We start from the raw sequence: 23,227 nt of genomic DNA, 5'->3' as shown, positions 1-23,227 counted from the left end.
TTGAGTCGATCTAACCCTTCGACTGTTGGATCAGCCCATAAAGATTGGTGCAGCGCGCGCCTGAACGGCAATAGGCGAAGACCGGGCCGTCGAGTTCATCCAGTGCCTCGGCCTGATCCTCGACATTCTCGGCCGTGATCTGGCCGCTGATGACGGGGATATAGCGGAAGGCGAGACCGGCGGCTTCGACTGCCGTCTTGAGCGTGTCGGCCGAAGGCTGGCCGGGCTGCTCGTCGTCGGGCCGGTTGCAGATGACGCTCTTGAAGCCGGCGGCCTTGATGGCGGCGACGTCTTCCGGCTGTATCTGGCCCGAGACCGAATAGTCCTCACTGATTTCGCGGTATTCCATGGCAGTATCCTCGCAAACTGGTCAGGCGGCAGTCTTGCCACTCCCCGACATGTGCGGCAATCCGCACCGAAGGAATTCTCTGCCAAATAGACATTGCGCGCCAGAAATTCCAACCGGGCCGACGCGGCCCGGTTGGATGACCCTTCAAACTCAGCTGCCGAGGATCGCCCCTTTGATCTGGCGGATGTTGTTGTGCATCATGTCGATATAGGTCGAGGCTGGGCCATCGGGTTGCGACAGCGCATCCGAATAGAGCGTGCCTCCGACCTTGATGCCGGTCTCGCTCGCGATCTGCTCGATCAGGCGCGGGTTGGTGATGTTCTCGACGAAGATCGCAGCCGCTCTGTCCTGCTTCACCTGGGTGACCAGCTTGGCGACGTCGGCGGCGGACGGTTCGGAATCGGTCGAGATGCCTTGCGGGGCGAGGAAGGTCAGGCCGTATGCGTGTTCGAAATAGCCGAAGGCATCATGCGAGGTGATGACGACACGCTTGTTTTCAGGGATCGAGGCGATCGCCGCTTTCACTTCGCCTTCGACTGCATCGAGCCTCTTGGTGTAGGCGGCGGCATTGGTCTGGTAGCTGACGCAGCCATCGGAGTCGGCTGCGCAGAAAGCTTCGGCGATGTTCTTCACATAGATCCTGGCATTGGCGATCGATTGGAAGGCGTGCGGATCGGTGACAGTCTTGCCGCCACTGGTCCCGGCACCTTCGGCTGCGTCGGCATCGGCGAATTCAGGCTTGAAGTCGATCGGCGTCACCCCCTTGGTCAAGGTGACGATCGAGGCCTTGGTGGCGCTGGCGTCGACCAGCCGCTGCAAAAACCCTTCGAAATGCAGGCCGTTGACCAGCACGATATCGGCCTTGGCCATGGCCACCGCATCGGCCGGGCTTGGCTCATAGACATGGGCGTCGCCGTCCGGCCCGACGATGGTGGTTACATCGATCCGGTCGCCGCCGACATTCCTAGCAAAATCGGCGATGACGGTGAAGCTGGCGACCACTTTCAATGGTGCCGCGAAGGCCGACGATGCGCCAAGGGCAGTTAATGTTATAACGCTCATCGCCAGGGCGGCGCGGATCGATTTCAGCATAGACGGGTCTCCTTTAGGGGGCGGGGGATCAGGCCGTTCTGTGACGGTGATGGACGATGCGGGCGCGCAGAATGCCGCGCGTGCCGAATAGGATCGAGGCGAAATAAACGACGCCTGCCGACAGGATGATGGCCGGGCCGGACGGCAGCGACGCGTGATAGGACAGGAGCAGCCCGGCGACGCAGGAGGCAAAGCCGATCAGCACCGCCAGCACGCACATCGGCTCGACGCGCACCGTCCAGAAGCGGGCGGCGGCGGCCGGCAGCATCATCAGCCCCACCGACAGCAAGGTACCGAGTGCCTGGAAGCCGCCGACGAGGTTGAGCACGACAAGGCCGAGGAAGATGAAATGCACCGGGCTGCCCAGCCGGCTGACCGAGCGCAGGAACAGCGGATCGAGGCATTCGGCGACCAATGCCCGCCAGAAGATGGCAAGGCTGACCAATGTCACCGCAACGATGCCGCCGATCAGCATCAGCGCTTCATTGTTGAGCGCCAGCACGGTGCCGAACAGCACATGCATGAGATCGACGCTGGAACCGCGGATCGACACCATCAGCACACCGATGGCGAGCGATATGAGATAGAACGCTGCCATCGAGGCGTCCTCGCGCTGGATGGTGAAGCGCGAGACGGCGCCGGCGCCGAGCGCGACGATGACGCCGGCGATCAGGCCGCCGATGGTCATCGGCAGGATCTCCAGCCCATAGAACAGGAAGCCGGCGGCCGCACCCGGCAGGATGGCATGCGCCATGGCGTCGCCCGACAGGCTCATCCGTCGCAGCATCAGGAAGACGCCGATGGGGCAGGCGCCCAGCGACAGCATCAGCGAACCGATTAGCGCCCGCTGCATGAAGCCGAAATCGGCGAAAGGCGCGATGAAAAGACCGTAAAGCGCGTCCATCAGGCAGCCCTCGGCCCGACGCCGTGGTCATGATCGTGCCCGTGATCATGATGGCCATGATGATCGTGCCCATGGGCATGAGCGTCCTCACCCGGCTCGCACCAGGGCGCATTCTCTTCCCAGGCTTCGTGGAAGCGGCGGGCGCGTAAAAGGTTCTCCGGCTTCAGCGTTTCCCTGGTTTCGCCCCAGGCGATCGGCTGGCGGGCAAGAAGCAGCGTTTCGGGGAAATTCTGCCGCACCAGATCGAGATCGTGGACGACCACCATGATGGTGCGTTCCTCGCCGTGCCAGTGTTTGATCAGTGCGATGAGGTCGCCAACCGTCTTGGCATCGACCGCGTTGAACGGCTCATCGAGCAGGATGAGCTCAGCGTCCTGCAACAGCACACGCGCAAACAGCGTGCGCTGCAACTGGCCGCCCGACAGCGTATCGATCGGTCGCTTCTCGAAGCCGCCCAGGCCGACCGCCATCAGTGCTTTGGCAACATCATCGCGATCTTGCCTGGTGTAGCGGCCGAGCAGGCCGCGCCGTGGCCACAGGCCAAGCGAGACCAGATCCACCACTCGTGCCGGAAAGGAGCGGTCGAGTTCCGACTGCTGCGGCAGATAGGCGGCGCGAATGCCAGGCGCGCGGACGACCTCGCCGGCCATTGGTTTCAACACGCCGACAATGCCTTTCATCAGCGTCGATTTGCCGGAGCCGTTGGCGCCGACGACGGCCGTCAGCGAGCCCTTGCGGATGGTACCGTCAAGATGATGGATTGCGGGATGGCTGCCGTAGCCAAGCGTCAGGTCGCGGAATGTCAGGCATGTGTTTGTCATTCTGCGATCCGTGGGGCGGCGAAATCCGGCTGCTGTCAGCGGCCGATTGGATATGTGATGTTATTACATTAGTCAACAAGCCAATCCGGCGGAATTGCGACTGCCGGATCAACTCGCCGTGTAAGGATGTCTCACGCCGCTGGTCCAAGGGGAATTGCCCGGGCGACCTTGCCCGAGGCCGGCCGCAACTCTAAAGAGGCACGACCGACACAGCAAGGAACCATCCAATGAGCATTCGTCGCATCGACGTTGGCCCGCGCATGAGCCAGATCGTCATCCACGGCAACACCGTCTATCTGGCCGGTCAGGTCGGTCAGCCGACCGGCAACGTCGCTTCGCAGACCAGGGACATCCTGGCGGCAATCGACCAACTGCTGGCCAAGGCCGGTAGCGACAAGACCAAGATCCTGCAGGCGATCATCTGGCTGGCCGACATGAGCACCTTTGCCGAGATGAACGCGGAATGGGACAAGTGGGTGCCGCAAGGCAACACGCCGGCCCGCGCCACCGGCGAAGCAAAGCTCGCCGGACCGGAATATCTGGTCGAGATTATTATTACCGCCGCGATCTGAGTTTTTCACCCTCCCCCTTGTGGTCCCGCAAGGGGGAGGGTGAAGAAAGACTACCCCTGCGACGGCGTGAACCTTGCCACCAGCGTGTGGCTCTCGGCCGCATAGGTGAAGCGCACATGGGTGACCGGGTGATCGGCGCTCCATGTCCGACGCTCGACCACCAGGCACGGCGCGCCGGCTGCGATATCGAGCGCGGCCGCGATATGCCTGTCGGCGGCGACAGCGCGTATCCGGTGCTCGGCTTCGCTCCAAGGGACGCGGCTAATCAGCCATGGTCCTGGCGCGATGGCGAGAAATTCCTCGTCGGCTGCTTCAGGAACGGCGGCAACGTTGATTACCCGCTGTTCATGCGCGAATGGCCGCTCGCCGGCGAAATGCCGACACTCCAACGCCAGCACCGGCCCGGCCACGCCCAGCTCCAGCAGTGCGCGATCCTCGGCGCTGCTGAGCCTCTTTTGTCGCGCCGCGCGCTCGTAGCGATAGGCCAGGCCGAGCGCTTCGACCTCGATCCGGATATCATGGATTTCCAGCACCGCCGCCTGCGACTGCGGGCGGCGGACGAAACTGCCGGAACGACGCCGGCGTTCGATCAGTCCAGCCTTGGCAAGCTGCGACAGCGCCTTGTTCACCGTCATGCGCGAGCAGTTGTATTGCGCGCTCAGTTCGTGTTCGAACGGAATGCGGTGACCAGGCGCCCAGGCGCCGGACATGATGCGCTCGCTGATGTCGGACAGGATGCGCTGGTGCAGCGAGCCGCCGCCTTCCGTCCCTATTATCCCGATCATGCTCATGCCGAAAGCGCCCTCATCACGCTGCGAAACCGCTCGGCGATGGCCTCGCGCCTCGCATGCCGGCCGCCGCTGACCTGTTTTTGGCCATGCACCCAAACGCAGTCGACCTTGCTGCCATTGGCGAAGATCCAGGCGTCGAGGATTGCGTCGCCGCTCTTGCCGGCCAGCGAGGGACTGCCGGCGTCGAGCGAGACGAGATCGGCGGATGCGCCGGCGGCAATCGCTGAGGCGCCGGCACCAAGCGCGACGCTGCCGCCGTCAAGTGCGGCGTCAAACAGCGCGCGGCCGGTCGAGCCGCCGGCGACCGCGAGCACGTTGCGGGCGCGATGGGCAAGGCGCTGCGAATATTCGAGCTGGCGCAATTCGTCGGGCAGCCCGATCAGAACGTTGGAATCGGAGCCGATTCCGAAGCGGCCGCCATGCTCTCTGAACAGCGGCGCGGCAAAAATGCCGTCGCCGAGATTGGCCTCGGTGACTGGGCAGAGACCGGCAATCGCGCCGCTCTTGGCTATGCCGATCGTTTCCGCATCGGTCATATGCGTGGCGTGGATCAGGCACCAGCGTTGGTCGACCTCGGCATGGCCAAGCAGAAATTCGACTGGCCGCGCGCTCGACCAAGCAAGGCAATCCTCGACCTCCTTCACCTGCTCGGCGACGTGGATGTGAATCGGCCCGTCTGGCGCCATGGCAGCCACCTCGGCTAATTCCTGTGGTGTCGCCGCGCGCAAACTGTGCGGGGCAACGCCGACAACGGCTTGATTCAAAGTGCGAACCGTTTCGCGGCTTTTCTCAACAAGCCGGGAGAACCGATTCACATCGTTGACGAATCGCCGCTGGCCTTGGTTCGGAGCAGTGCCGCCGAAAGACGAGTGCGCATAAAACACCGGCAGCAGCGTTAGGCCGATACCGGTTTCACCGGCCGCGGCCGCGATGCGCTCTGCCATTTCGGCGAGGTTGGTGTAGGGTTTTCCGTCACGGTCGTGATGCAGATAGTGAAATTCGCCGACGCGCGAAAAACCGGCCTCCAACATCTCGACATAGAGTTGTGCTGCAACAGCCTCGACCTGATCGGGCGTCATCGACAGGGCGAAGCGGTACATCACCTCGCGCCAGCTCCAGAAACTGTCGGCGGAGGGGCCGCGAAGCTCGGCAAGGCCGGCCATGCCGCGTTGGAAGGCGTGGCTGTGCAGGTTGGGCATGCCGGGCAGCAGGATGGCGTGACGATCGTCGCCGGCCTGCGCTGTGGCTCCAGGCTCGACGCCCGTGATGCGTCCCTTGGCGAAGCTGAGCCGGACATTGTCGTGCCAGCCATTGGGAAGGAGTGCCTGTTCCGCGAAGATATCAGTCACTTTTCTCTCCGGTTCTCTGTCTCTCGTGCGATGATGGCACTTGCGGTGCGTTTCAATATGTATATACATAATCGCCATCGATTGAAACGGAAAAGATGATGGTTGCAGAGAGCAAAAGCCGGGCAGGGGCGGTTCGCATCTGGCGCAATGCACGCTTGGCGACGTTGGCCGAAAACGAGGCCGGACTAGGCATCGTCGAACGGGGCGCGATCGCTGCACGTGACGGCCGCATAGTCTATGCCGGTCCCGAATCGGAGATCCCTGCGGCATTTGCCAAGGGTGCCGAGACGATCGATTGCGAGGGCCGCTGGATCACGCCCGGCCTGATCGACTGCCACACCCATCTGGTTCATGCCGGCAACCGCGCCAACGAGTTCGAGATGCGGCTGGCCGGTGCCACTTATGAAGAGGTCGCCAGGGCTGGCGGCGGCATTGTCTCCTCGGTCAAGTCGCTGCGCGCCGCCAGCGAGCGCGAGTTGGTCGCGCAATCGCTACCCCGCCTCGATGCGCTGATCGCTGAGGCTGTGACCACGGTTGAGATCAAGTCGGGCTATGGGCTCGATCTGGAAAATGAGAAAAAATCGCTGCGTGCTGCGCGGCAGTTGGGCAACGTGCGTCCGGTGACGATCCGCACAACCTTCCTCGGCGCCCATGCCCTGCCGCCGGAAGCCGAGGGTGACAAGGACAGCTTTATCGATCTGGTCGCCAAAGAAATTCTCCCGGCGATTGCCGCCGAGGGGCTGGCCGATGCCGTCGACGGCTTTTGCGAGGGCATTGCCTTTTCACCGGACCAGATGGCGCGCGTCTTCGATGCGGCCAAGGCCGCCGGCCTGCCGGTCAAGCTCCATGCCGACCAACTGTCCAACCTGCACGGCGCCGAACTCGCCGCCCGCTATGGCGCACTGTCGGCAGATCATCTCGAATACACCGATGAGGCGGGTGCAGCGGCGATGGCCAGGGCGGGAACCGTGGCGACGATCCTGCCCGGCGCCTACTACTTCATTCGCGAAACCAAGAAGCCGCCGATCGGCCTGTTTCGCCAGCAAGGCGTCAAGATGGCTGTCGCCACCGACAACAATCCCGGCACCTCGCCGCTGACCTCGCTGCTTCTGGCCATGAATATGGCGGCGACCCTGTTTGGCCTGACGGTCGACGAATGCCTTGCCGGCGTCACCCGCGAGGCCGCCCGTGCGCTTGGTAAGCTGGGTGAAACCGGCACGCTCGAAGCCGGAAAATCCGCCGATCTGGCGATCTGGAACATCGAGCGCCCCGCCGAACTCGTCTACCGCATGGGCTTCAATCCGCTGCATGCCCGCATCTGGAGAGGACAATGACCGAACTAACCCTAAAGCCCGGCAACGCGACGCTGGCCGACTGGCGCGCCATCTACCGCGGCGCCGTGCCCAAGCTGGACCATGCCTGCCGGCCGAAAATCAAGGCGAGCGCCGAAGCCGTCGCCAGGATCGTTGCCAAGGGCGAGCCGGTCTATGGCATCAACACCGGCTTCGGCAAGCTGGCCAGCGTCCGCATCCCCGCGGAGGATCTCGAGACCTTGCAGCGCAACATCGTGCTGTCGCATGCCGCCGGTGTCGGCGAGCCGATGCCATCAGCCATTTGCCGGCTGATGATGGCGCTGAAGCTCGCCAGCCTGGCGCAAGGTGCGTCCGGCGTGCGGCCGCAGACCATCGAATTGCTCGAAGGCATGCTGGCGAACGACGTCATCCCGGTGGTGCCGGCGCAAGGGTCTGTCGGCGCCTCCGGCGACCTTGCCCCGCTGTCGCACATGACGGCGGTGATGATCGGCGTCGGCGAATGCTTTACCCCGCACGGCCGTTTCCCGGCCAAGGTGGCCTTCGTCTCGCACGGGCTGGAGCCCGTGACCTTGGGCGCCAAGGAAGGTCTGGCGTTGCTGAATGGCACGCAGTTCTCGACCGCCTATGCGCTGGCTGCCCTGTTCGAGGCCGAAGTGCTCTATCAGTCTGCACTGGTCGCCGGTGCGCTATCGACCGATGCGGCAAAAGGCTCGGACGCCCCCTTCGACCCACGCATCCATGCGCTGAGACAACATCGCGGCCAGATCGAGACGGCGGACGCGCTGCGCAATTTGATGGCCGGCAGCGCCATCCGTGAATCGCACCGGGTTGGAGACGAGCGGGTGCAGGATCCGTATTGCTTGCGCTGCCAGCCGCAGGTCATGGGCGCGGCACTCACCGTCCTGCGCCAGGCCGCCGACATGCTGGGCACCGAGGCCAATGGCGTCACCGACAATCCGCTGATCTTCGCCGAGAACGACACCGCGCTTTCGGGCGGCAATTTCCACGCCGAGCCGGTGGCCTTCGCCGCCGACATGATCGCGCTTGCGGTCTGCGAGATCGGTTCACTGTCGGAACGCCGAATCGCCATGCTGGTCGACCCGGCATTGTCGGGCATGCCGGCCTTCCTGACGCCGAAGCCCGGCTTGAACTCCGGCTTCATGATCCCGCAGGTGACGGCGGCAGCCCTGGTTTCCGAGAACAAGCAGAAAGCCTATCCGGCCAGCGTCGATTCGATACCCACTTCGGCCAACCAGGAAGACCACGTTTCGATGGCCGCGCATGGCGCGCGCCGGCTGATCGGCATGGTCGAGAACGCCACCGCGGTCATCGGCATCGAATTGCTGGCAGCGGCACAAGGCTGCGACTTCCATGCTCCGCTGGCGTCGAGCGCGGCACTTGAAGCCGTGCGCAAGCTGGTCCGGGCCGAGGTGCCTCATCTCGACAATGACCGGCATTTCCACCCCGACATGGAAAAGGCCATCGCCATGGTGCGCAGCGGCGCGACCATCAGGGCTGCCGGCACCGTAGCGCTGCCGTCGATTTCTGGAGCGGCATGATGGCAAGCGCGCCGTGGCTCACGATAACGCGCGGCACGGCCCCGTTGCTGGTCTCGATCCCGCACACCGGCATCGACCTCGCCGGCCTCGAGAACCGGCTGGTGTCGCCCTGGCTTGGCCGTCGCGATTGTGACTGGTGGATCGACAAGCTTTACGATTTCGCCACCGACCTTGGGGCGACCGTCGTGCACACGGCTATCTCGCGCACCGTCATCGACGTCAACCGTGATCCGTCCGGCGCCTCGCTCTATCCCGGTCAGGCGACGACTGGCCTGTGCCCGACCGAGACTTTCGACGGCGATCCGCTGTATCGGGAGGGCGAAGAACCGGGGCCGTCGGAGATCGACGAGCGCCGTGAAAAATTCTTCGCGCCCTACCATGCCGCGCTGCAGGCCGAGATCGACCGGCTGCGAGGCCTGCACGAAAAGATCGTCGTCTATGACTGCCACTCGATCCGCTCGGTGCTACCGCGCCTGTTCGACGGCATGCTGCCGGTGTTCAATCTCGGCACCAATGACGGCAAGAGCGCCGATCCGGCCCTGCAGACGATGATCGGTCAGATCATGGCCGAAACCGGCGAAGCCTCCGCCGTCAATGGCCGCTTCAAGGGCGGCTGGATCACACGCTATTTCGGCCAGCCGCAACAGGGCGTGCATGCGCTGCAGATGGAACTCTCCAACCGCGGCTACATGCGCGAGCCCGAGGGCAAGGGTATGCCGGACAACTGGCCGGTGCCTTACGATGCCGAGTTCGCAGCACCGATCCGCGCCACGCTGCGGAAAATCCTAGAGGCCGCGACATCCTGGGCGCGCGTCTGAAATTCGATCCTTTTGGAGTGACGCCATGAACAATCCTCGCCACAACATCCGCGAAGTCCGCAGCCCGCGAGGCACGGAAATCAGTGCCCGCTCCTGGCTGACGGAAGCACCGCTGCGCATGCTGATGAACAATCTCGATCCGGACGTCGCCGAAAATCCCAACGAACTGGTCGTCTATGGCGGCATCGGCAGGGCGGCGCGCACCTGGAACGATTTTGACCGCATCGTCGCGTCGTTGAGGACGCTGGCCGATGACGAGACTTTGCTGGTGCAGTCGGGCAAGCCGGTCGGCGTCTTCCGCACCCATCCGGACGCTCCGCGTGTGCTGATCGCCAACTCCAACCTCGTGCCGCATTGGGCCAACTGGGAAAAGTTCAACGAGCTCGATAAGAAGGGCCTGATGATGTACGGCCAGATGACGGCCGGCTCGTGGATCTACATCGGCACGCAAGGCATCGTGCAGGGCACTTACGAGACCTTCGTCGAGGCCGGTCGCCAGCACTATGGCGGCAATCTGAAGGGAAAATGGATCTTGACTGGCGGGCTCGGCGGCATGGGCGGCGCCCAGCCGCTCGCCGCTGTCATGGCAGGAGCCTGCTGCCTGGCGATCGAATGCAATCCGGACTCGATCGATTTCCGCCTGCGCACACGCTATGTCGACGAGAAGGCCGAGACGCTCGATGAAGCGATGGAGATGATCGAGCGCTGGACCAAGGCTGGCGAGGCGAAGTCGGTAGGCCTGCTGGGCAATACCGCTGAGATCGTTCCCGAAATATTCAGGCGCGGTATCCGTCCCGATATGGTCACAGACCAGACTTCGGCTCATGACCCCATCAATGGCTATCTGCCGAAGGGCTGGACGATGGCCGAATGGCGCGAGAAGCGCGTCAGCGATCCCAAGGCGGTCGAGAAGGCGGCCCGCGCTTCGATGCGCGAACATGTCGAGGCGATGGTGGCGTTCTGGAACGCCGGTGTACCGACGCTCGACTATGGCAACAACATTCGCCAGGTGGCCAAGGAAGAAGGCTTCGAGAACGCTTTCGCCTTCCCCGGTTTCGTGCCGGCCTATATCCGTCCGCTGTTCTGCCGTGGCATCGGCCCGTTCCGCTGGGCGGCCCTGTCGGGTGATCCGGAGGATATCTACAAGACCGACGCCAAGGTGCGCGAACTGACGCCCGGCAATACCCATCTGCACAACTGGCTCGATATGGCGCGTGAGCGCATCGCCTTTCAAGGGTTGCCGGCACGTATCTGCTGGGTTGGTCTCGGGGACCGGCATCGGCTCGGCCTCGCTTTCAACGAGATGGTGGCCAAGGGCGAGCTGACGGCGCCGGTCGTCATCGGCCGCGATCACCTCGATTCCGGCTCGGTCGCCTCGCCGAACCGCGAAACGGAGTCGATGAAGGACGGCTCGGATGCCGTGTCCGACTGGCCGCTGCTCAACGCATTGCTCAACACGGCGTCGGGCGCCACCTGGGTGTCGCTGCACCATGGCGGCGGCGTCGGTATGGGCTTCTCGCAGCACGCCGGCATGGTCATCGTCGCCGACGGCACGCGCGAAGCGGCCAAACGCCTGGAACGGGTATTGTGGAATGACCCGGCGACCGGCGTGATGCGCCACGCCGATGCCGGTTACGACACGGCCATCGAATGCGCCAAGGAGCACCAGCTCAACCTGCCCGGCATTCTCGGCTGATTGGCTGACCGATGCGCATCCTGCGGGCAGCCGAATACCGGTCGATGCCGTGGAAGAACGGCGGTGGCGTGACGACCGAAATCGCCGTTTCGCCCATTGGGGCCGGCCTCGACGACTTCGACTGGCGCGTCTCGATGGCGCGCGTCGAATCGAGCGGCCCGTTCTCGCAGTTTGCCGGCATCGATCGCACCCTTGCCGTGCTCGTAGGCGAGGGCATCGTCCTCGAGATTGCCGGCTACCCGCCGACATCCATAAACAGGGCGACCGCCCTGTTTTCCTTCCCGGCCGACGTGCAGACCTCGGCCACGCTGATCGGCGGGCCGATCACCGATCTCAATGTCATGACCCGCAGAAGCCGGATGAGGCATTCGGTCGAACGCCTGTCGATTTCGACACCTGCGGAAATCCGGACTGAAGCCGGTACGACCCTCATCTTGTGCTTGAACGGCGAAGTCACTGTGCCCGGCGCCGAACCGGTTCGCCTCGGAGCGCTGGACACGTTGATAGCCGGTCCGGACAGCGCCAGCCTGCTTGCCCGGCCAGCCCATGACGCAACGCTGTTCGTGATCCGGATCGGCGGCATTTCCGGCAATGGTTAACGCCTGTTTCCAAACATGATCGCGATGCCGGCGAATAATAGCGTAAGCTGAAGGCGGGCATCACGAAAAAGCCCGAATCCTTTCCGTCGATCGATCCCGACGGGAAGAGGGGCGCTCGTCGTTGTTTTTCGCTGAGAGATGACGCCCTGTCGCGGTGCGGAAACAAACTTTCGGCAAATGGGGCTTATGCAACCAATTGCAATTGAATCGGTTTTAGGGCCATTGCCGTGGCGGTGACGCCGCTGACTGCCCCGCTTACGGAATTTTCAATGAATATTCAGACGACCCCTGCCCAAATCGAGAAGACAAGCGCGAGCTTCCCGGCCATCACCGAAGAGCCGATCCGCTCCAATTACCTGCCTGAGGAGCGCCTTCGGCTGCTCGGTGAAAGGCTGGCAAACGGCGACCTCACGGATTTGTTCGGCCTGACGCCTTTCGATTTTCAGGCCCGTATCCGTGACAGTGCCAAGAAGATTTTGGAAGTCTACCGGTCGACGAATGCGGCGCAGGCGAGGGGCGAGACGATCACGCCGTCGGCTCAATGGCTGCTCGACAACAATTATCTGGTCGAAGAGACTATTTTCCAGGTCAAGCGCGATCTGCCGCGCCGCTTCTATCGCCAGCTGCCGACCCTGAAACTGCCTGATAACGGCAGCGTGCCGCGTGCGCTGGCGCTGGCCTGGACCTATATGGCGCATTCGGACAGCTCCGTCTCGGCGACGATGTTCAAGTCCATCGTCCAGGGTTTTCAATCGGTCGAGCCGCTGAAGATCGGCGAGCTCTGGGCGCTGCCTTCCCTGTTGCGCTTCGTCCTGATCGAGAATCTCCGCCGGTTGGCGGTCAGGGTCAATCGCACCCGTCAGATGCGCCAGATCGCCAATGATGTGGCGGACAAGGTTCTGGCGATCGACGACAGTTCCGACCGGCAGGCAATCCTGTCCAACTTCAGCGTCCATGCGCAGGACACCACCTTTGCCACCCAGCTGCTCTACCGTCTGCGCGATGGATCGCAGAACGCCGGCAAGGCCTTGGAATGGCTGGAAGGTGAACTCGAAAAGGCCGGCTCCGACGCCGAGGAAATCATCATTTCCGAGCATCAGACGCTGTCCAGCGGCAATGTGACGACAGGCAACATCATCCGCGGCCTGCGCCTCATCAACGACGTCGACTGGACCGTTTGGTTCGAAGGCGTCAGCCGCATCGATACGGTGCTGCGCGAGCGCACCGATTTCGCCGCGCTCGACTTCTTCTCGCGTGACCAGTACCGGACTGCGATCGAGGAACTGGCGCGCCGCTCGGACCTCTCCGAATATCGTGTCGCCGACAAAGCCATCGAACTGGCCGGCCACGCTGCCGGCGAGACCATGTTGCGCGATGATGTCGGCGATGCCGTATCAACGCCATCCGCCCACACCGATGTGGGTTTCTTTCTCGTCGGCCCACGCCGGCTGGAGCTGGAGAAAGCGATCGGCTATCGGCCTACCGTCAGCCAGACGTTCAAACGAGCCTTCCGCAAGACCGGATGGCTTGGCATCGTCGTGCCGGTGTTTGCGCTGACGGCCCTGCTTCTGGTCCTCTCCGGCAATGCACTCGCCAATCTCGGCCTGTCGGTGCCGTCGATCGCCCTGATGCTGGTGCTGTTTGCAGTGCCGGCCAGCGAGGGCGCGCTCGCCTTCTTCAACACTGTCGTTTCGCTGTTCCTCAAACCGACGCGCCTCGTCGGCTACGATTACAGGCACGGCGTGCCGCCCGAGGCGCGCACGCTGGTGGTGGTGCCGTCGCTGATCGGTTCACGGGACGACGTCGAGGAGAATGTCCGCAACATCGAGGTGCATCATCTCGCCAACACAGCCGATGAAATCCATTTCGCGCTGCTGTCGGACTGGCCCGACAGCAAGACCGAGATCGATGCGGCGGATACTGAAATCCTCGAATTCGCCCGCGCCGAGATCGCCCGTCTCAACGACCGCTATCCCTCCGAAGGTGCGCCGCGTTTCTACATCCTGCACCGGCGCAGGCTCTTCAATGCGGCTCAAGGGTCCTGGATGGGCTGGGAGCGCAAGCGCGGCAAGCTGCACGAGCTCGACCTTCTGCTGCGCGGTGACAGCGACACCACCTTCCTGCCGCTCGATGTGCCGTTACCGGAGAACGTCGTCCATGTGATGACGCTCGATGCCGACACGCGCACCACTCGAGACGCGGTCGCGACCATGGTCGGCAAGCTTTGCCACCCGCTCAACCGCCCGCATTTCGATGCCAGCAAGCGCGTCGTCACGGCTGGCTATGCGATCCTGCAGCCGCGCATCACCGCGTCGCTGACCAGCGGCGACGATGCATCGTTTTTCCAGCGGGTCTTTTCGGCCAATCGCGGCCTCGACCCCTATGTCTTTGCCGTGTCCGATCTCTACCAGGACGTCTTCGGCGACGGATCTTTCACTGGAAAGGGCCTCTATCATGTCGACGCCTTCGAGGCGGCGCTGCAGGGCCGAATCGAGGAAAACACCATCCTCAGCCACGATCTGCTGGAAGGCGCGCTGGCGCGCGCGGCGCTGGTCACCGACGTCGAACTGGTCGAAGACTATCCGACGCGCTATTCGGTCGATGCCTCGCGCCACCATCGCTGGGCACGCGGCGACTGGCAGCTGCTCGGCTTCATGCTCGATCCGCGCTCCGGCGTGCCGGCTCTGTCGCGCTGGAAGATGATCGACAATCTGCGCCGCTCGCTGACACCGATCTTCTGGGTGATGGCGGCGATCGGCGGCTGGACGCTGCTGCCCTTCACGCAGGCGGCGCAATGGCAGGCCTTGCTGATCCTCAGCCTGTTCATGGCGCCGACATTCAACATCGTCAACGCCATCCTTCCCAAGAGCGGCGACCAGACGCCGCGCGGCCATTTTTCGGCCCTGGCACGCGACGTTGCCTTCGGCACCGCCATGGTGGCGCTGAAGATCGTACTGATGGCGCACAACGCCTGGATGATGGGCGATGCCATCGTCCGCACGCTGTACCGGCTGTTCGTCAGCCGCCAGAATCTTTTGGAATGGCGGACTGCCTCGCAGGCGCATAAGAGCGGCGACAATAGTGTCGGTTCCTATTACGGCATGATGTATGGCGCCGTGATCATCGGCTTCGTCGGCCTTGCCATTCCGGTGCTGGCCGATTCCACCGGTGCCTTCGTCGCCTTCTTCTTCGCGCTGTTCTGGATTGGCTCGCCCGCCATCGCCAGTTGGATCAGCCGTTCGGCCGAAACCGAGGATCGCTTGCGCATATCGCAAGCTGACATCCATGCGTTGCGCACGGTGGCACGGCGCACATGGCACTATTTCGAAAGCTTCGTGACGTCAGAGCACCACCATCTGCCGCCCGACAATTTCCAGGAAAGCCCGGCGCCGGTCGTCGCACCACGTACCTCGCCGACCAATATCGGCGTCTACCTGCTGTCCGTCGTATCGGCCCGCGATTTCGGCTGGATCAGCCTGTCCGATGCCATCACCCGCATCGACGCCACCATGTCGACGATCGAGGGTATGCCGCGCGACCGCGGCCACCTCTTCAACTGGTACGACACGACGACACTGAAGCCGCTCTACCCGCTCTACATCTCGGCCGTCGACAGCGGCAATCTTGCCGGCCATCTGGTGGCTGTGGCGGCAGCCTGCGCCGAATGGGCGGAGGCACCCTCCGTCCATCTCCAGGGTGATTTCGAAGGCATTCTCGACACGGTCACCGTTCTCAGCGAAAGCCTTGATGAGTTGCCCGATGACCGTCGCCAGCTGCGCCCCCTGCGCCAGCGCCTCGCCGACCGTCTCGACGGCATGCGGCGCGCGGTCGACACCATCAAGGCGCAGCCGGAGATGGCGTCGATCCGCACCATCAACCTGGCTGTGCTTGCCGGCGAGATCCGCAAGCTTGCCACAGCTATCCACACCGAGGCGGCGTCGCCCCAGAGCGACGTCATCGTCGACTGGGCGGCAAGGCTGGAGGCCACCTGCGAGGCGCATGTCCACGACGCGCACAGCGACGACAATGCCGTCGAGGCATTGCGTGCCAAGCTGATCACCCTGCGCGAGCGCACGCGCCGCTTCGCCTTCGAGATGGATTTCTCCTTCCTGATGCGGCCGGAGCGCAAATTGCTGTCGATCGGCTACCGGGTCGAGGAACACCAGCTCGACGAAAGCTGCTACGACCTTCTGGCTTCCGAGGCGCGGCTGACCAGCCTTTTCGCCATCGCCAAGGGCGACCTGCCGACCGAGCACTGGTTCCGGCTTGGCCGACCGATCGTCGAGATCGGGTTTCAGGGCGCGCTGATGTCGTGGTCCGGCTCGATGTTCGAATATCTGATGCCGCCGCTGGTGATGAAGGAGCCGCACGGTTCGATCCTCAACCAGACCAGCAAGCTGATCATCAAGCGCCAGATCCAGTATGGCCGCCAGAAGAACGTACCGTGGGGCATTTCCGAAGCGGCCTACAATGCCCGCGACCGTGAACTGACCTACCAGTACACCAATTTCGGCGTGCCCGGCCTCGGGCTGAAGCGCGGCCTTGGCCAAAACACGGTAATCGCACCTTACGCCACCATATTGGCGGCACAGTTCAACCCGCGTGAGGCCGTGCACAATCTCGCCCGGCTCAGGGAAGTCGGCGCACTAGGCCGCCACGGCTACTACGACGCCGTCGACTTCACGCCGCAGCGCGTGCCGGAAGGCACCGACCATGTCGTCGTGCAAAACTACATGGCGCACCATTCGGGCATGTCGATCGTGGCGGTCGCCGACGCCATCTTCGAAGGTCGCATGCGCGACCGCTTCCACAGCGATCCGGTCATCGAATCGGCCGAACTGCTGCTGCAGGAGAGGGCGCCCCGCGACATTCCGACCGCGACCGTCAGGACCGAGGCCGACGAACGCTCCAAGGACGAGACCGAGATCGAGAGCCCTGACACCCGCATCGTGCTCAACCCGCTGCAATCGCTGCGCTCGACCAGCGTCATGTCGAACGGACGTTATTCGGTGATGGTCACGGCGACCGGCTCGGGCTACAGCCGCTGGGGCGATCTCGCCGTCACCCGCTGGCAGCCGGACCCGACCGAGGACCGGCTTGGGTCCTACATCTTCCTGCGAGACGCCGATACCGGCGACTGGTGGTCGGCGACATCGGAGCCGAAGCGTGCGGCCGAGGAAACGGCGCAGACCTTGTTCTCCGACGACAAGGCGAGCTTCGTCAAATCGGTGGGGACGTTGCGCTCCGAGGTCGAATGTATCGTCGTTTCGGAAGGCAACGGCGAGGGGCGTCGGGTCACGCTCTACAATGATGGCCCATCCGACCGTCACATTGAAGTGACCTCTTTTGCCGAACTGGTGCTCGGTCTGGAAGCATCCGACAACGCGCATCCGGCCTTCTCGAAGATGTTCGTGGAAACCGAAATCTCTGCGAATAACGCGGCGATCTTCGCCACACGGCGCAAGCGCGAGACCAGCGAGCCCGATATCGCCATGGTGCATTTCGTCACCGATCCATCAGGATCGGCGCGCGATGCCGAGGCCGAGACCGACAGGCGCGCCTTCATCGGCCGTGGCCGTACCATTGTCGACGCAGCCGCGTTCGATCCGGGCGCCAGGCTCGGCGGCCATTCAGGCTTCACGCTCGATCCCGTCGCCTCGCTGCGCCGGCAAGTGCGGGTGCCGGCCAACAAGAAGATATCGTTGACTTTCTGGACTGTGGTCGGCGCCGGCCGTGCCGAACTGGACGAGGCTATCGCCCGGCTCGATCATCCCGAGAGTTTTGCCCGCCAGGCCATGCTCGCCTGGACGCGCAGCCAGGTCCAGACGCGTCATATGGGCCTCAGCCTGACCGATGCCGCCAATGTCCAGAAGCTGGCGCGCTACCTGATCTATCCGGATCCGTTCCTGCGTCTTCCCGCCGAGTCCATTTCCACGGGGCTGGGCAAGCAGTCGAGCCTGTGGCCGACCAGCATTTCCGGCGATTTCCCGATCTTCCTGGTCAGGATCGGTGACGTGGCCGATCTGGAAATCGTCGCCCAGGCGTTGCGTTTCCAGGAATATATGCGCAGCCGTGGCATGATGATCGACTTCGTCGTCGTCAACGAGCAGGCGTCCTCCTATGTCCAGGACCTGCAACGGGCGGTCGAGACGCTATGCGAAAACAGCCGTTTGCGCGGCAAGGAGCTCGGACCTCGCCAGCACATTTTCGCGGTGCGCCGCGATCTTATGGACGATACGACCTACAAGACGCTGCTCGCCGTCGCCCGCGTCGTCCTGCACACGCGCAACGGCACCATCTTCGACCAGATCGAGCGGGCCGAAGCAGCGGCTTTGCAGGCGCGCGACGCCCTGTTGCCGGCAGCATTGCCGGTTCCGCGTGAACTGCCATCGCCGACGCCCGCGACCCATGCATTCGCCTCGCAGGCGGTGGCCAATGTCAGCGCCGATGGAAGCGGGCTCAGCCAGTGGAACGGGTTTGGCGGTTTCGATGGCGACGGGCGGCACTATGTCGTGCGCCTGGCCGGCCGGCGGACGACGCCGCAGCCCTGGATCAACGTCGTCTCCAACGCTTCGTTCGGCTTCCATACCTCGGCCGAGGGTGCTGCATTCACCTGGAGCCGAAACAGCCGCGACTACCAGTTGACGCCGTGGTCGAATGATCCGGTTTCGAACCGGCCGGGCGAGGGCCTCTACATCTACGATCAAGCCAGCGGCAAGGCGTTCTCGCCGCTCGCCGCCATGGTGCGCGATCCCTCGATGACCTACGAGGCCTGGCATGGCCAGGGTTTCTCGACCTTCCGTTCGAAACGCGGGCCGTTGTCGATGGATTTTACCCATGTCGTCGATCCGGTCGATCCGGTGAAAATTTCGCGGCTGCGTATCCAGAATGCCGGTTCGGTGCCGGCACGGCTGCGTGTGTATGCCTATGCCGAATGGGTGCTCGGCGGGCATCGGTCGCGCACGGCGGCAACCATCGTTCCGGCGCGGGACGCTGCCAGCGGCGCGTTGCTGGCGCAAAATCCCTATGGGCTCGATTTCGGCGAGCGGGTGGCCTTCCTCGCCGCTGATGGCGGCGTCCATTCGGTGACATCCGACCGCTCGGAGTTCCTCGGCCGGCATGGCTCCAGCGAGCTTCCGCAGGCGGTGCTAAGCGGTGCTGGACTGTCGGACCGTGTCGAGGCCGGCGACGATCCGTGCGCGGCGATCGCCCGCGACATTGAGATTCCGGCCGGCGGCGACGTGACGCTGCTCTGGCTGCTCGGTGACGCCGAATCCGCCGAGGAGGCGAGTGCCTTGGTGCGGAAGCACCGGGCCAAGGATTTCGACCAGCGTCTGGCCGACAATGAGCGCGAGTGGCGTGGCTTCCTCGACACCATCCAGGTCGAGACGCCGGACAAGGCACTCGACGCCATGGTCAATCACTGGCTGCCCTATCAGAGCCTGGCCTGTCGGATCCGTGCCCGCTCCGCCTTCTATCAGGCCAGTGGTGCGTTCGGCTTCCGCGACCAGTTGCAGGATACGCTTGCGTTGCTGGCGCATGATCCGCAACTGGCGCGCGACCAGATACTCAACGCGGCACGGCGGCAATTCCCCGAAGGCGACGTCCAGCACTGGTGGCTGCCGCGCACCGGTGCCGGCGTGCGCACCCTGATCTCCGACGACGTGGTCTGGCTGGCTCACGCCACGGCGCGCTACCTGTTGGTCACCGGTGATGTCACCATACTGAAGGAGCAATTGCCCTTCATCGACGGGCAGGCGCTGGGCGATGATGAGCACGATGCCTTCTTCACTCCGGAAATCTCGAAGAAGACGGCGTCGCTCTACGACCATTGCGCGCGCGCGCTCGATCTCGCCATCAAGCGCAGCAGCCCTGCGGGCCTGCCGCTGATCCTCGGCGGCGACTGGAACGACGGCATGAACCGCGTCGGCGGGCACGGCAAGGGCGAGAGCGTATGGCTCGGCTGGTTCCTGTTGAAAACTCTGGGTGACTTCGCTCCCGTTGCCAAGGTCGAGGGCGATGCCAAGCGTGCACAGGCCTGGGCGAAACATGCCGACGTGCTGAAGCGGGCGCTTGAAAGCACGGCATGGGACGGCGAGTGGTATCGGCGCGGCAGCTTCGACGATGGCAGCCCGCTGGGGTCGCGAACATCGCAGGAATGCAAGATCGACTCGATCGCCCAGTCCTGGAGCGTGCTTTCGGGAGAGGGCGATCCGGCGCGGTCGACGACGGCGATGGAGCAGGCGACCAAGCTGCTCGTCGACGACAAGCTCAAGATCGTCAAGCTGTTCACGCCGCCCTTCTCGAAGACGGATAAAGACCCAGGGTATATCAAGAGCTATCCGCCCGGTGTGCGCGAGAATGGCGGCCAGTACACCCACGCCGCCACATGGTTCGTCATCGCGCTTGCCGAGATGGGGCGGACCGACGAGGCCTATCGCTGTTTCTCGATGCTGAACCCCGTCAACCATGCGATCGACGAGGCCTCGGCCGAGCACTATCGCGTCGAACCTTATGTCGTGGCGGCCGATATCTATGCCGGGGACGGCAATGCCGGCAACAACAAGGGCGGCCGTGGCGGCTGGACCTGGTACACCGGCTCCGCCGGCTGGCTCTACAGGGCGGCGGTAGAAGGCATCCTCGGCATCGAACGGCGCGGCAAGCGTGTCCAGTTCAAGCCGAAACTACCCACTCACTGGGACGGCTATTCGGCAACCCTCAAGATGCTGGGGGCGGAACTCAAGGTTCGCGTCATCCGCGACAATAAGGCCAAGGCCGTGACGCTGGAGGTGAACGGGGCAAAGACCAAGGCTTCGGCGCTCGAACTGAGGGCTGGCGAAGTTACCGACGTCATCGTCAGGATCCCGGCCTGATGCATGTTGCCCCAAAAGCGTGCTCCCGGACCTAGCCCCGGGGCTCGGTTTTTGGGCCATGACGAGATGCGCGGCGCCATGCCGTCCGGCGTTGCCGTCGGCCCGGCTGAAGGCGATGCCTCTGAGAAGCACATGAAATCAAAGGCTTGGGGTGCGCCGTAACGGTCGCCTCGAGCGACGAGACGTAGTCCCCGTCGCTAGGCGGGGCGCAAGCGCACTTGGCTTTGGCCTATACTGCGCAGAAGGAGATTTCGGCCTTGGTCATGCGCCCGACATTGCCGCTGATTAAAATTGTGGCAGCGTGTGCCAACTGCCATGATTTCGCCGTATGCCTGACATTTTACCTGTCTTCTCAAACCGTTAGGTGATCACGGCAGATTTCGGAACGTCGCCATCTTTTGTTCGCTCTGAGGGAACTGAAGAGGTACACGGCCATTGTTTTGCGACGTATCAACCGATACGAGTCAAATGATGCAGTGCACAATAAACAGCATGGCGGAGTAACTGGGGTGACCCTTCTGCAAATCTACTGGCGAGCGCTCGGATATCTCGCCCAGGACAGGAAGCGCGTCGCGTTGATCTGTTCGGCCAATGTGGCTCTCGCCATCATCGCCATTCTTGAGCCGATCATGTTCGGACGGGTGATCGATGCGATTTCCGAACGCGGCTCGGTGTTTACGACACTTGCCCTGTGGGCTGGCCTCGGCGCTTTCAACATCGTGGCATTCGTGCTGGTGGCGCGCGGCGCGGACCGCTTTGCCCACAAGCGCCGTAGCGAGGTGCTTTGCGACTCGTTCGAGCGCGTGATCACCATGCCGCTTGCCTGGCACCACCAGCGCGGCACCTCCAACGCCCTGCACACCCTGCTGCGCGCGGTCGAGACGCTGTTCAGCCTGTGGCTCGAATTCATGCGTCAGCACCTGTCGACGGTGGTTGCGCTGTTCCTGCTGATCCCGACCGCGGTCAGCATGGACCTGCGCATGTCTATGGTGCTGCTGGCGCTCGGTGCGCTCTATGTCGGTATCGGCCGGCTGGTGATGAAGCGCACCAAGGCGGGTCAGGCCGCCGTGGAGCGCCACTACCATAAGGTGTTCGCGCACGTGACCGACTCGGTCAGCAATGTTGCCGTGTTGCAGAGCTACAATCGTCTCGGCCACGAGGCCGATACGCTGCGCCTCTATGTCAAGAACCTGCTCGACGCCCAGAACCCGGTGCTCGACTGGTGGGCGATGGCCAATGCGCTGCATCGCCTGTCCTCGACGATCTCGATGATGGTCGTACTGTTGATCGGCGCCTATCTGGTCACCCACGGTCAGCTGCGCATCGGCGACGTCATCGCCTTCACCGGCTTTGCCACGCTGCTGATCGCCAGGCTCGACCAGATGTCGGCGTTCGCGAACCAGATTTCGGAGGCCCGTGCCAAGCTCGAGGACTTCTACCATCTCGAGGACTCCGCGGCCGACGCCGCCGAGCCGGACGGCTTGCGCGATCTCGCCAACGTCACCGGTCATGTCCGCTTCGAGAATGTCGGTTTCGAATTCGCCAATTCTGGCCATGGCATCGACGACGTGTCCTTCGAGGTCCAGGCTGGCCAGACCGTCGCCATTGTCGGCCCGACGGGCGCCGGCAAGACGACGCTCATCAACTTGCTGCAGCGCGTCTTCTCGCCATCGCAAGGCCGTATCCTGATCGACGGCATCGACACCCGCACCGTGACCCGCAAGTCGCTGCGCCATTCGATCGCCACCGTGTTCCAGGATGCGGGCCTGCTCAACCGCTCGATCGAGGACAACATCCGCGTCGGCCGTGCCGATGCGAGCAATGACGAGATCCATGCCGCCGCCAATGCGGCTGCCGCGCAGGACTTCATCCTGTCGAAGAGCAATGGCTACGACACGCTGGTCGGCGAACGTGGCGGCCAGTTGTCGGGCGGCGAGCGCCAGCGCATCGCCATTGCCCGCGCCGTGCTGAAGGACGCACCGATCCTGGTGCTCGACGAGGCGACCAGCGCGCTCGACGTCGAGACCGAGGATCGCGTCAAGGAAGCGATCGACGAGTTGCGGCGCGACCGCACCACCTTCATCATCGCCCACCGCCTGACCACCGTTCGCGACGCCGATCTGGTCGTGTTCATGGACAAGGGCAGGGTGATCGAGATGGGCGGCTTCACCGAGCTGTCGCTGCGCAATGGCCGCTTTGCCAGCCTGCTGCGCGCCGGAGGCCTGCTCAACGACGAGGAGGTTCGCCGCCTCAGCCGCTCCGTGCAGCAACAGCAGGAAGCCGCGGCCTGATCTTCTTTCTTCTACCTCCCCCTTGTGGGGAGGTCGGACCGTAGGTCCGGGTGGGGGGTACAGGCGCCATCGCCGCTCCCCCACCCCGCTGCTTCGCAGCGACCCTCCCCACAAGGGGCAGGGCTATCGCATATGAGTAAAGAGGCTAAGCAGGTTTTGATCGGCCCATCGTGCCTTGAGTCGTTTGTGGCTGAGCGGGA

At 63.6% G+C, this 23,227-nt stretch carries 14 protein-coding genes; 8 read left to right on the top strand and 6 right to left on the bottom strand.

Going from position 1 to position 23,227, the window contains the following annotated elements; translation table 11 throughout:
- Positions 1 to 10: 10 nt before the first annotated feature.
- The 4 genes from NKJ01_RS29565 to aztA form a co-directional block, all read right to left on the bottom strand.
- Entirely contained in the window at positions 11 to 349 is a 339-nt protein-coding gene (locus tag NKJ01_RS29565; protein WP_352733539.1) for a protein tyrosine phosphatase family protein, read from the bottom strand.
- A gap of 150 nt (positions 350 to 499) precedes the next feature.
- Entirely contained in the window at positions 500 to 1,441 is a 942-nt protein-coding gene (aztC, locus tag NKJ01_RS29560) for a zinc ABC transporter substrate-binding protein AztC (protein ID WP_352733536.1), read from the bottom strand.
- A 28-nt stretch (positions 1,442 to 1,469) separates the two neighbouring features.
- The gene (aztB, locus tag NKJ01_RS29555) at positions 1,470 to 2,345 is read right to left on the bottom strand and encodes a zinc ABC transporter permease AztB (RefSeq protein WP_023762152.1); all 876 of its coding nucleotides are present in this window, start codon (positions 2,343 to 2,345) and stop codon (positions 1,470 to 1,472) included.
- The gene (gene aztA / locus NKJ01_RS29550) at positions 2,345 to 3,166 is read right to left on the bottom strand and encodes a zinc ABC transporter ATP-binding protein AztA (RefSeq protein ID WP_352733533.1); all 822 of its coding nucleotides are present in this window, start codon (positions 3,164 to 3,166) and stop codon (positions 2,345 to 2,347) included. The genes aztB and aztA overlap by 1 nt, the downstream gene beginning before the upstream one ends.
- Before the next feature lie 227 nt (positions 3,167 to 3,393).
- Here aztA and NKJ01_RS29545 point away from each other — a divergent pair, with 227 nt between their 5' ends.
- A complete protein-coding gene (locus NKJ01_RS29545) occupies positions 3,394 to 3,738 on the top strand; it encodes a RidA family protein (RefSeq protein ID WP_352733530.1) in 345 nt (114 codons plus the stop codon).
- Between the two features lie 50 nt (positions 3,739 to 3,788).
- Here the strand turns inward: NKJ01_RS29545 and hutC are convergent, their stop codons facing one another.
- Positions 3,789 to 4,529, bottom strand: a complete 741-nt coding sequence (hutC, locus tag NKJ01_RS29540) for a histidine utilization transcriptional repressor HutC (protein WP_352733527.1) — start codon at positions 4,527 to 4,529, stop codon at positions 3,789 to 3,791.
- On the bottom strand, positions 4,526 to 5,878 hold the full coding sequence (locus NKJ01_RS29535; RefSeq protein ID WP_352733524.1) for a formimidoylglutamate deiminase: 1,353 nt from the start codon (positions 5,876 to 5,878) through the stop codon (positions 4,526 to 4,528). Before NKJ01_RS29535 ends, hutC begins: the two co-directional genes overlap by 4 nt.
- 98 nt (positions 5,879 to 5,976) lie before the next feature.
- Here NKJ01_RS29535 and hutI point away from each other — a divergent pair, with 98 nt between their 5' ends.
- From hutI to NKJ01_RS29500, 7 genes are all read left to right on the top strand, one after another.
- Positions 5,977 to 7,212 (top strand): imidazolonepropionase, encoded by a 1,236-nt coding sequence (gene hutI, locus NKJ01_RS29530; protein WP_352733521.1) that lies wholly within the window; start codon positions 5,977 to 5,979, stop codon positions 7,210 to 7,212.
- Entirely contained in the window at positions 7,209 to 8,750 is a 1,542-nt protein-coding gene (hutH, locus tag NKJ01_RS29525; RefSeq protein ID WP_352733518.1) for a histidine ammonia-lyase, read from the top strand. The genes hutI and hutH overlap by 4 nt, the downstream gene beginning before the upstream one ends.
- Positions 8,750 to 9,568: an N-formylglutamate deformylase gene (gene hutG, locus NKJ01_RS29520; RefSeq protein WP_352733515.1), complete on the top strand. Its 819-nt coding sequence runs from the start codon at positions 8,750 to 8,752 to the stop codon at positions 9,566 to 9,568. Before hutH ends, hutG begins: the two co-directional genes overlap by 1 nt.
- Positions 9,569 to 9,593: 25 nt before the next feature.
- Positions 9,594 to 11,264 carry a urocanate hydratase gene (gene hutU / locus NKJ01_RS29515; RefSeq protein WP_352733512.1) on the top strand — a complete coding sequence of 557 codons (1,671 nt, stop codon included), beginning with the start codon at positions 9,594 to 9,596 and terminating at the stop codon, positions 11,262 to 11,264.
- Between the two features lie 11 nt (positions 11,265 to 11,275).
- Complete coding sequence (locus tag NKJ01_RS29510; protein WP_352733510.1) at positions 11,276 to 11,863, top strand: HutD/Ves family protein; 588 nt, start codon at positions 11,276 to 11,278, stop codon at positions 11,861 to 11,863.
- A 269-nt stretch (positions 11,864 to 12,132) separates the two neighbouring features.
- Complete coding sequence (locus tag NKJ01_RS29505; protein WP_352733507.1) at positions 12,133 to 20,736, top strand: glycoside hydrolase family 94 protein; 8,604 nt, start codon at positions 12,133 to 12,135, stop codon at positions 20,734 to 20,736.
- Between the two features lie 509 nt (positions 20,737 to 21,245).
- Positions 21,246 to 23,027: a glucan ABC transporter ATP-binding protein/ permease gene (locus tag NKJ01_RS29500; protein ID WP_023762195.1), complete on the top strand. Its 1,782-nt coding sequence runs from the start codon at positions 21,246 to 21,248 to the stop codon at positions 23,025 to 23,027.
- Positions 23,028 to 23,227: the final 200 nt, after the last annotated feature.

It is taken from the genome of Mesorhizobium sp. M0276 (genome assembly GCF_040321755.1).
GTDB lineage: Bacteria > Pseudomonadota > Alphaproteobacteria > Rhizobiales > Rhizobiaceae > Mesorhizobium.
Note: the sequence above shows the minus strand (reverse complement) of the source record. Positions and strands in the feature narration are given on the sequence as shown.

Coding starts and splice junctions, on each gene's coding strand:
- NKJ01_RS29565 (WP_352733539.1), bottom strand. CDS start 349: ATGGAATACCGCGAAATCAGTGAGGACTATTCGGTCTCGGGCCAGATA.
- aztC (WP_352733536.1), bottom strand. CDS start 1,441: ATGCTGAAATCGATCCGCGCCGCCCTGGCGATGAGCGTTATAACATTA.
- aztB (WP_023762152.1), bottom strand. CDS start 2,345: ATGGACGCGCTTTACGGTCTTTTCATCGCGCCTTTCGCCGATTTCGGC.
- aztA (WP_352733533.1), bottom strand. CDS start 3,166: ATGACAAACACATGCCTGACATTCCGCGACCTGACGCTTGGCTACGGC.
- NKJ01_RS29545 (WP_352733530.1), top strand. CDS start 3,394: ATGAGCATTCGTCGCATCGACGTTGGCCCGCGCATGAGCCAGATCGTC.
- hutC (WP_352733527.1), bottom strand. CDS start 4,529: ATGAGCATGATCGGGATAATAGGGACGGAAGGCGGCGGCTCGCTGCAC.
- hutI (WP_352733521.1), top strand. CDS start 5,977: ATGGTTGCAGAGAGCAAAAGCCGGGCAGGGGCGGTTCGCATCTGGCGC.
- hutH (WP_352733518.1), top strand. CDS start 7,209: ATGACCGAACTAACCCTAAAGCCCGGCAACGCGACGCTGGCCGACTGG.
- hutG (WP_352733515.1), top strand. CDS start 8,750: ATGGCAAGCGCGCCGTGGCTCACGATAACGCGCGGCACGGCCCCGTTG.
- hutU (WP_352733512.1), top strand. CDS start 9,594: ATGAACAATCCTCGCCACAACATCCGCGAAGTCCGCAGCCCGCGAGGC.
- NKJ01_RS29510 (WP_352733510.1), top strand. CDS start 11,276: ATGCGCATCCTGCGGGCAGCCGAATACCGGTCGATGCCGTGGAAGAAC.
- NKJ01_RS29505 (WP_352733507.1), top strand. CDS start 12,133: ATGAATATTCAGACGACCCCTGCCCAAATCGAGAAGACAAGCGCGAGC.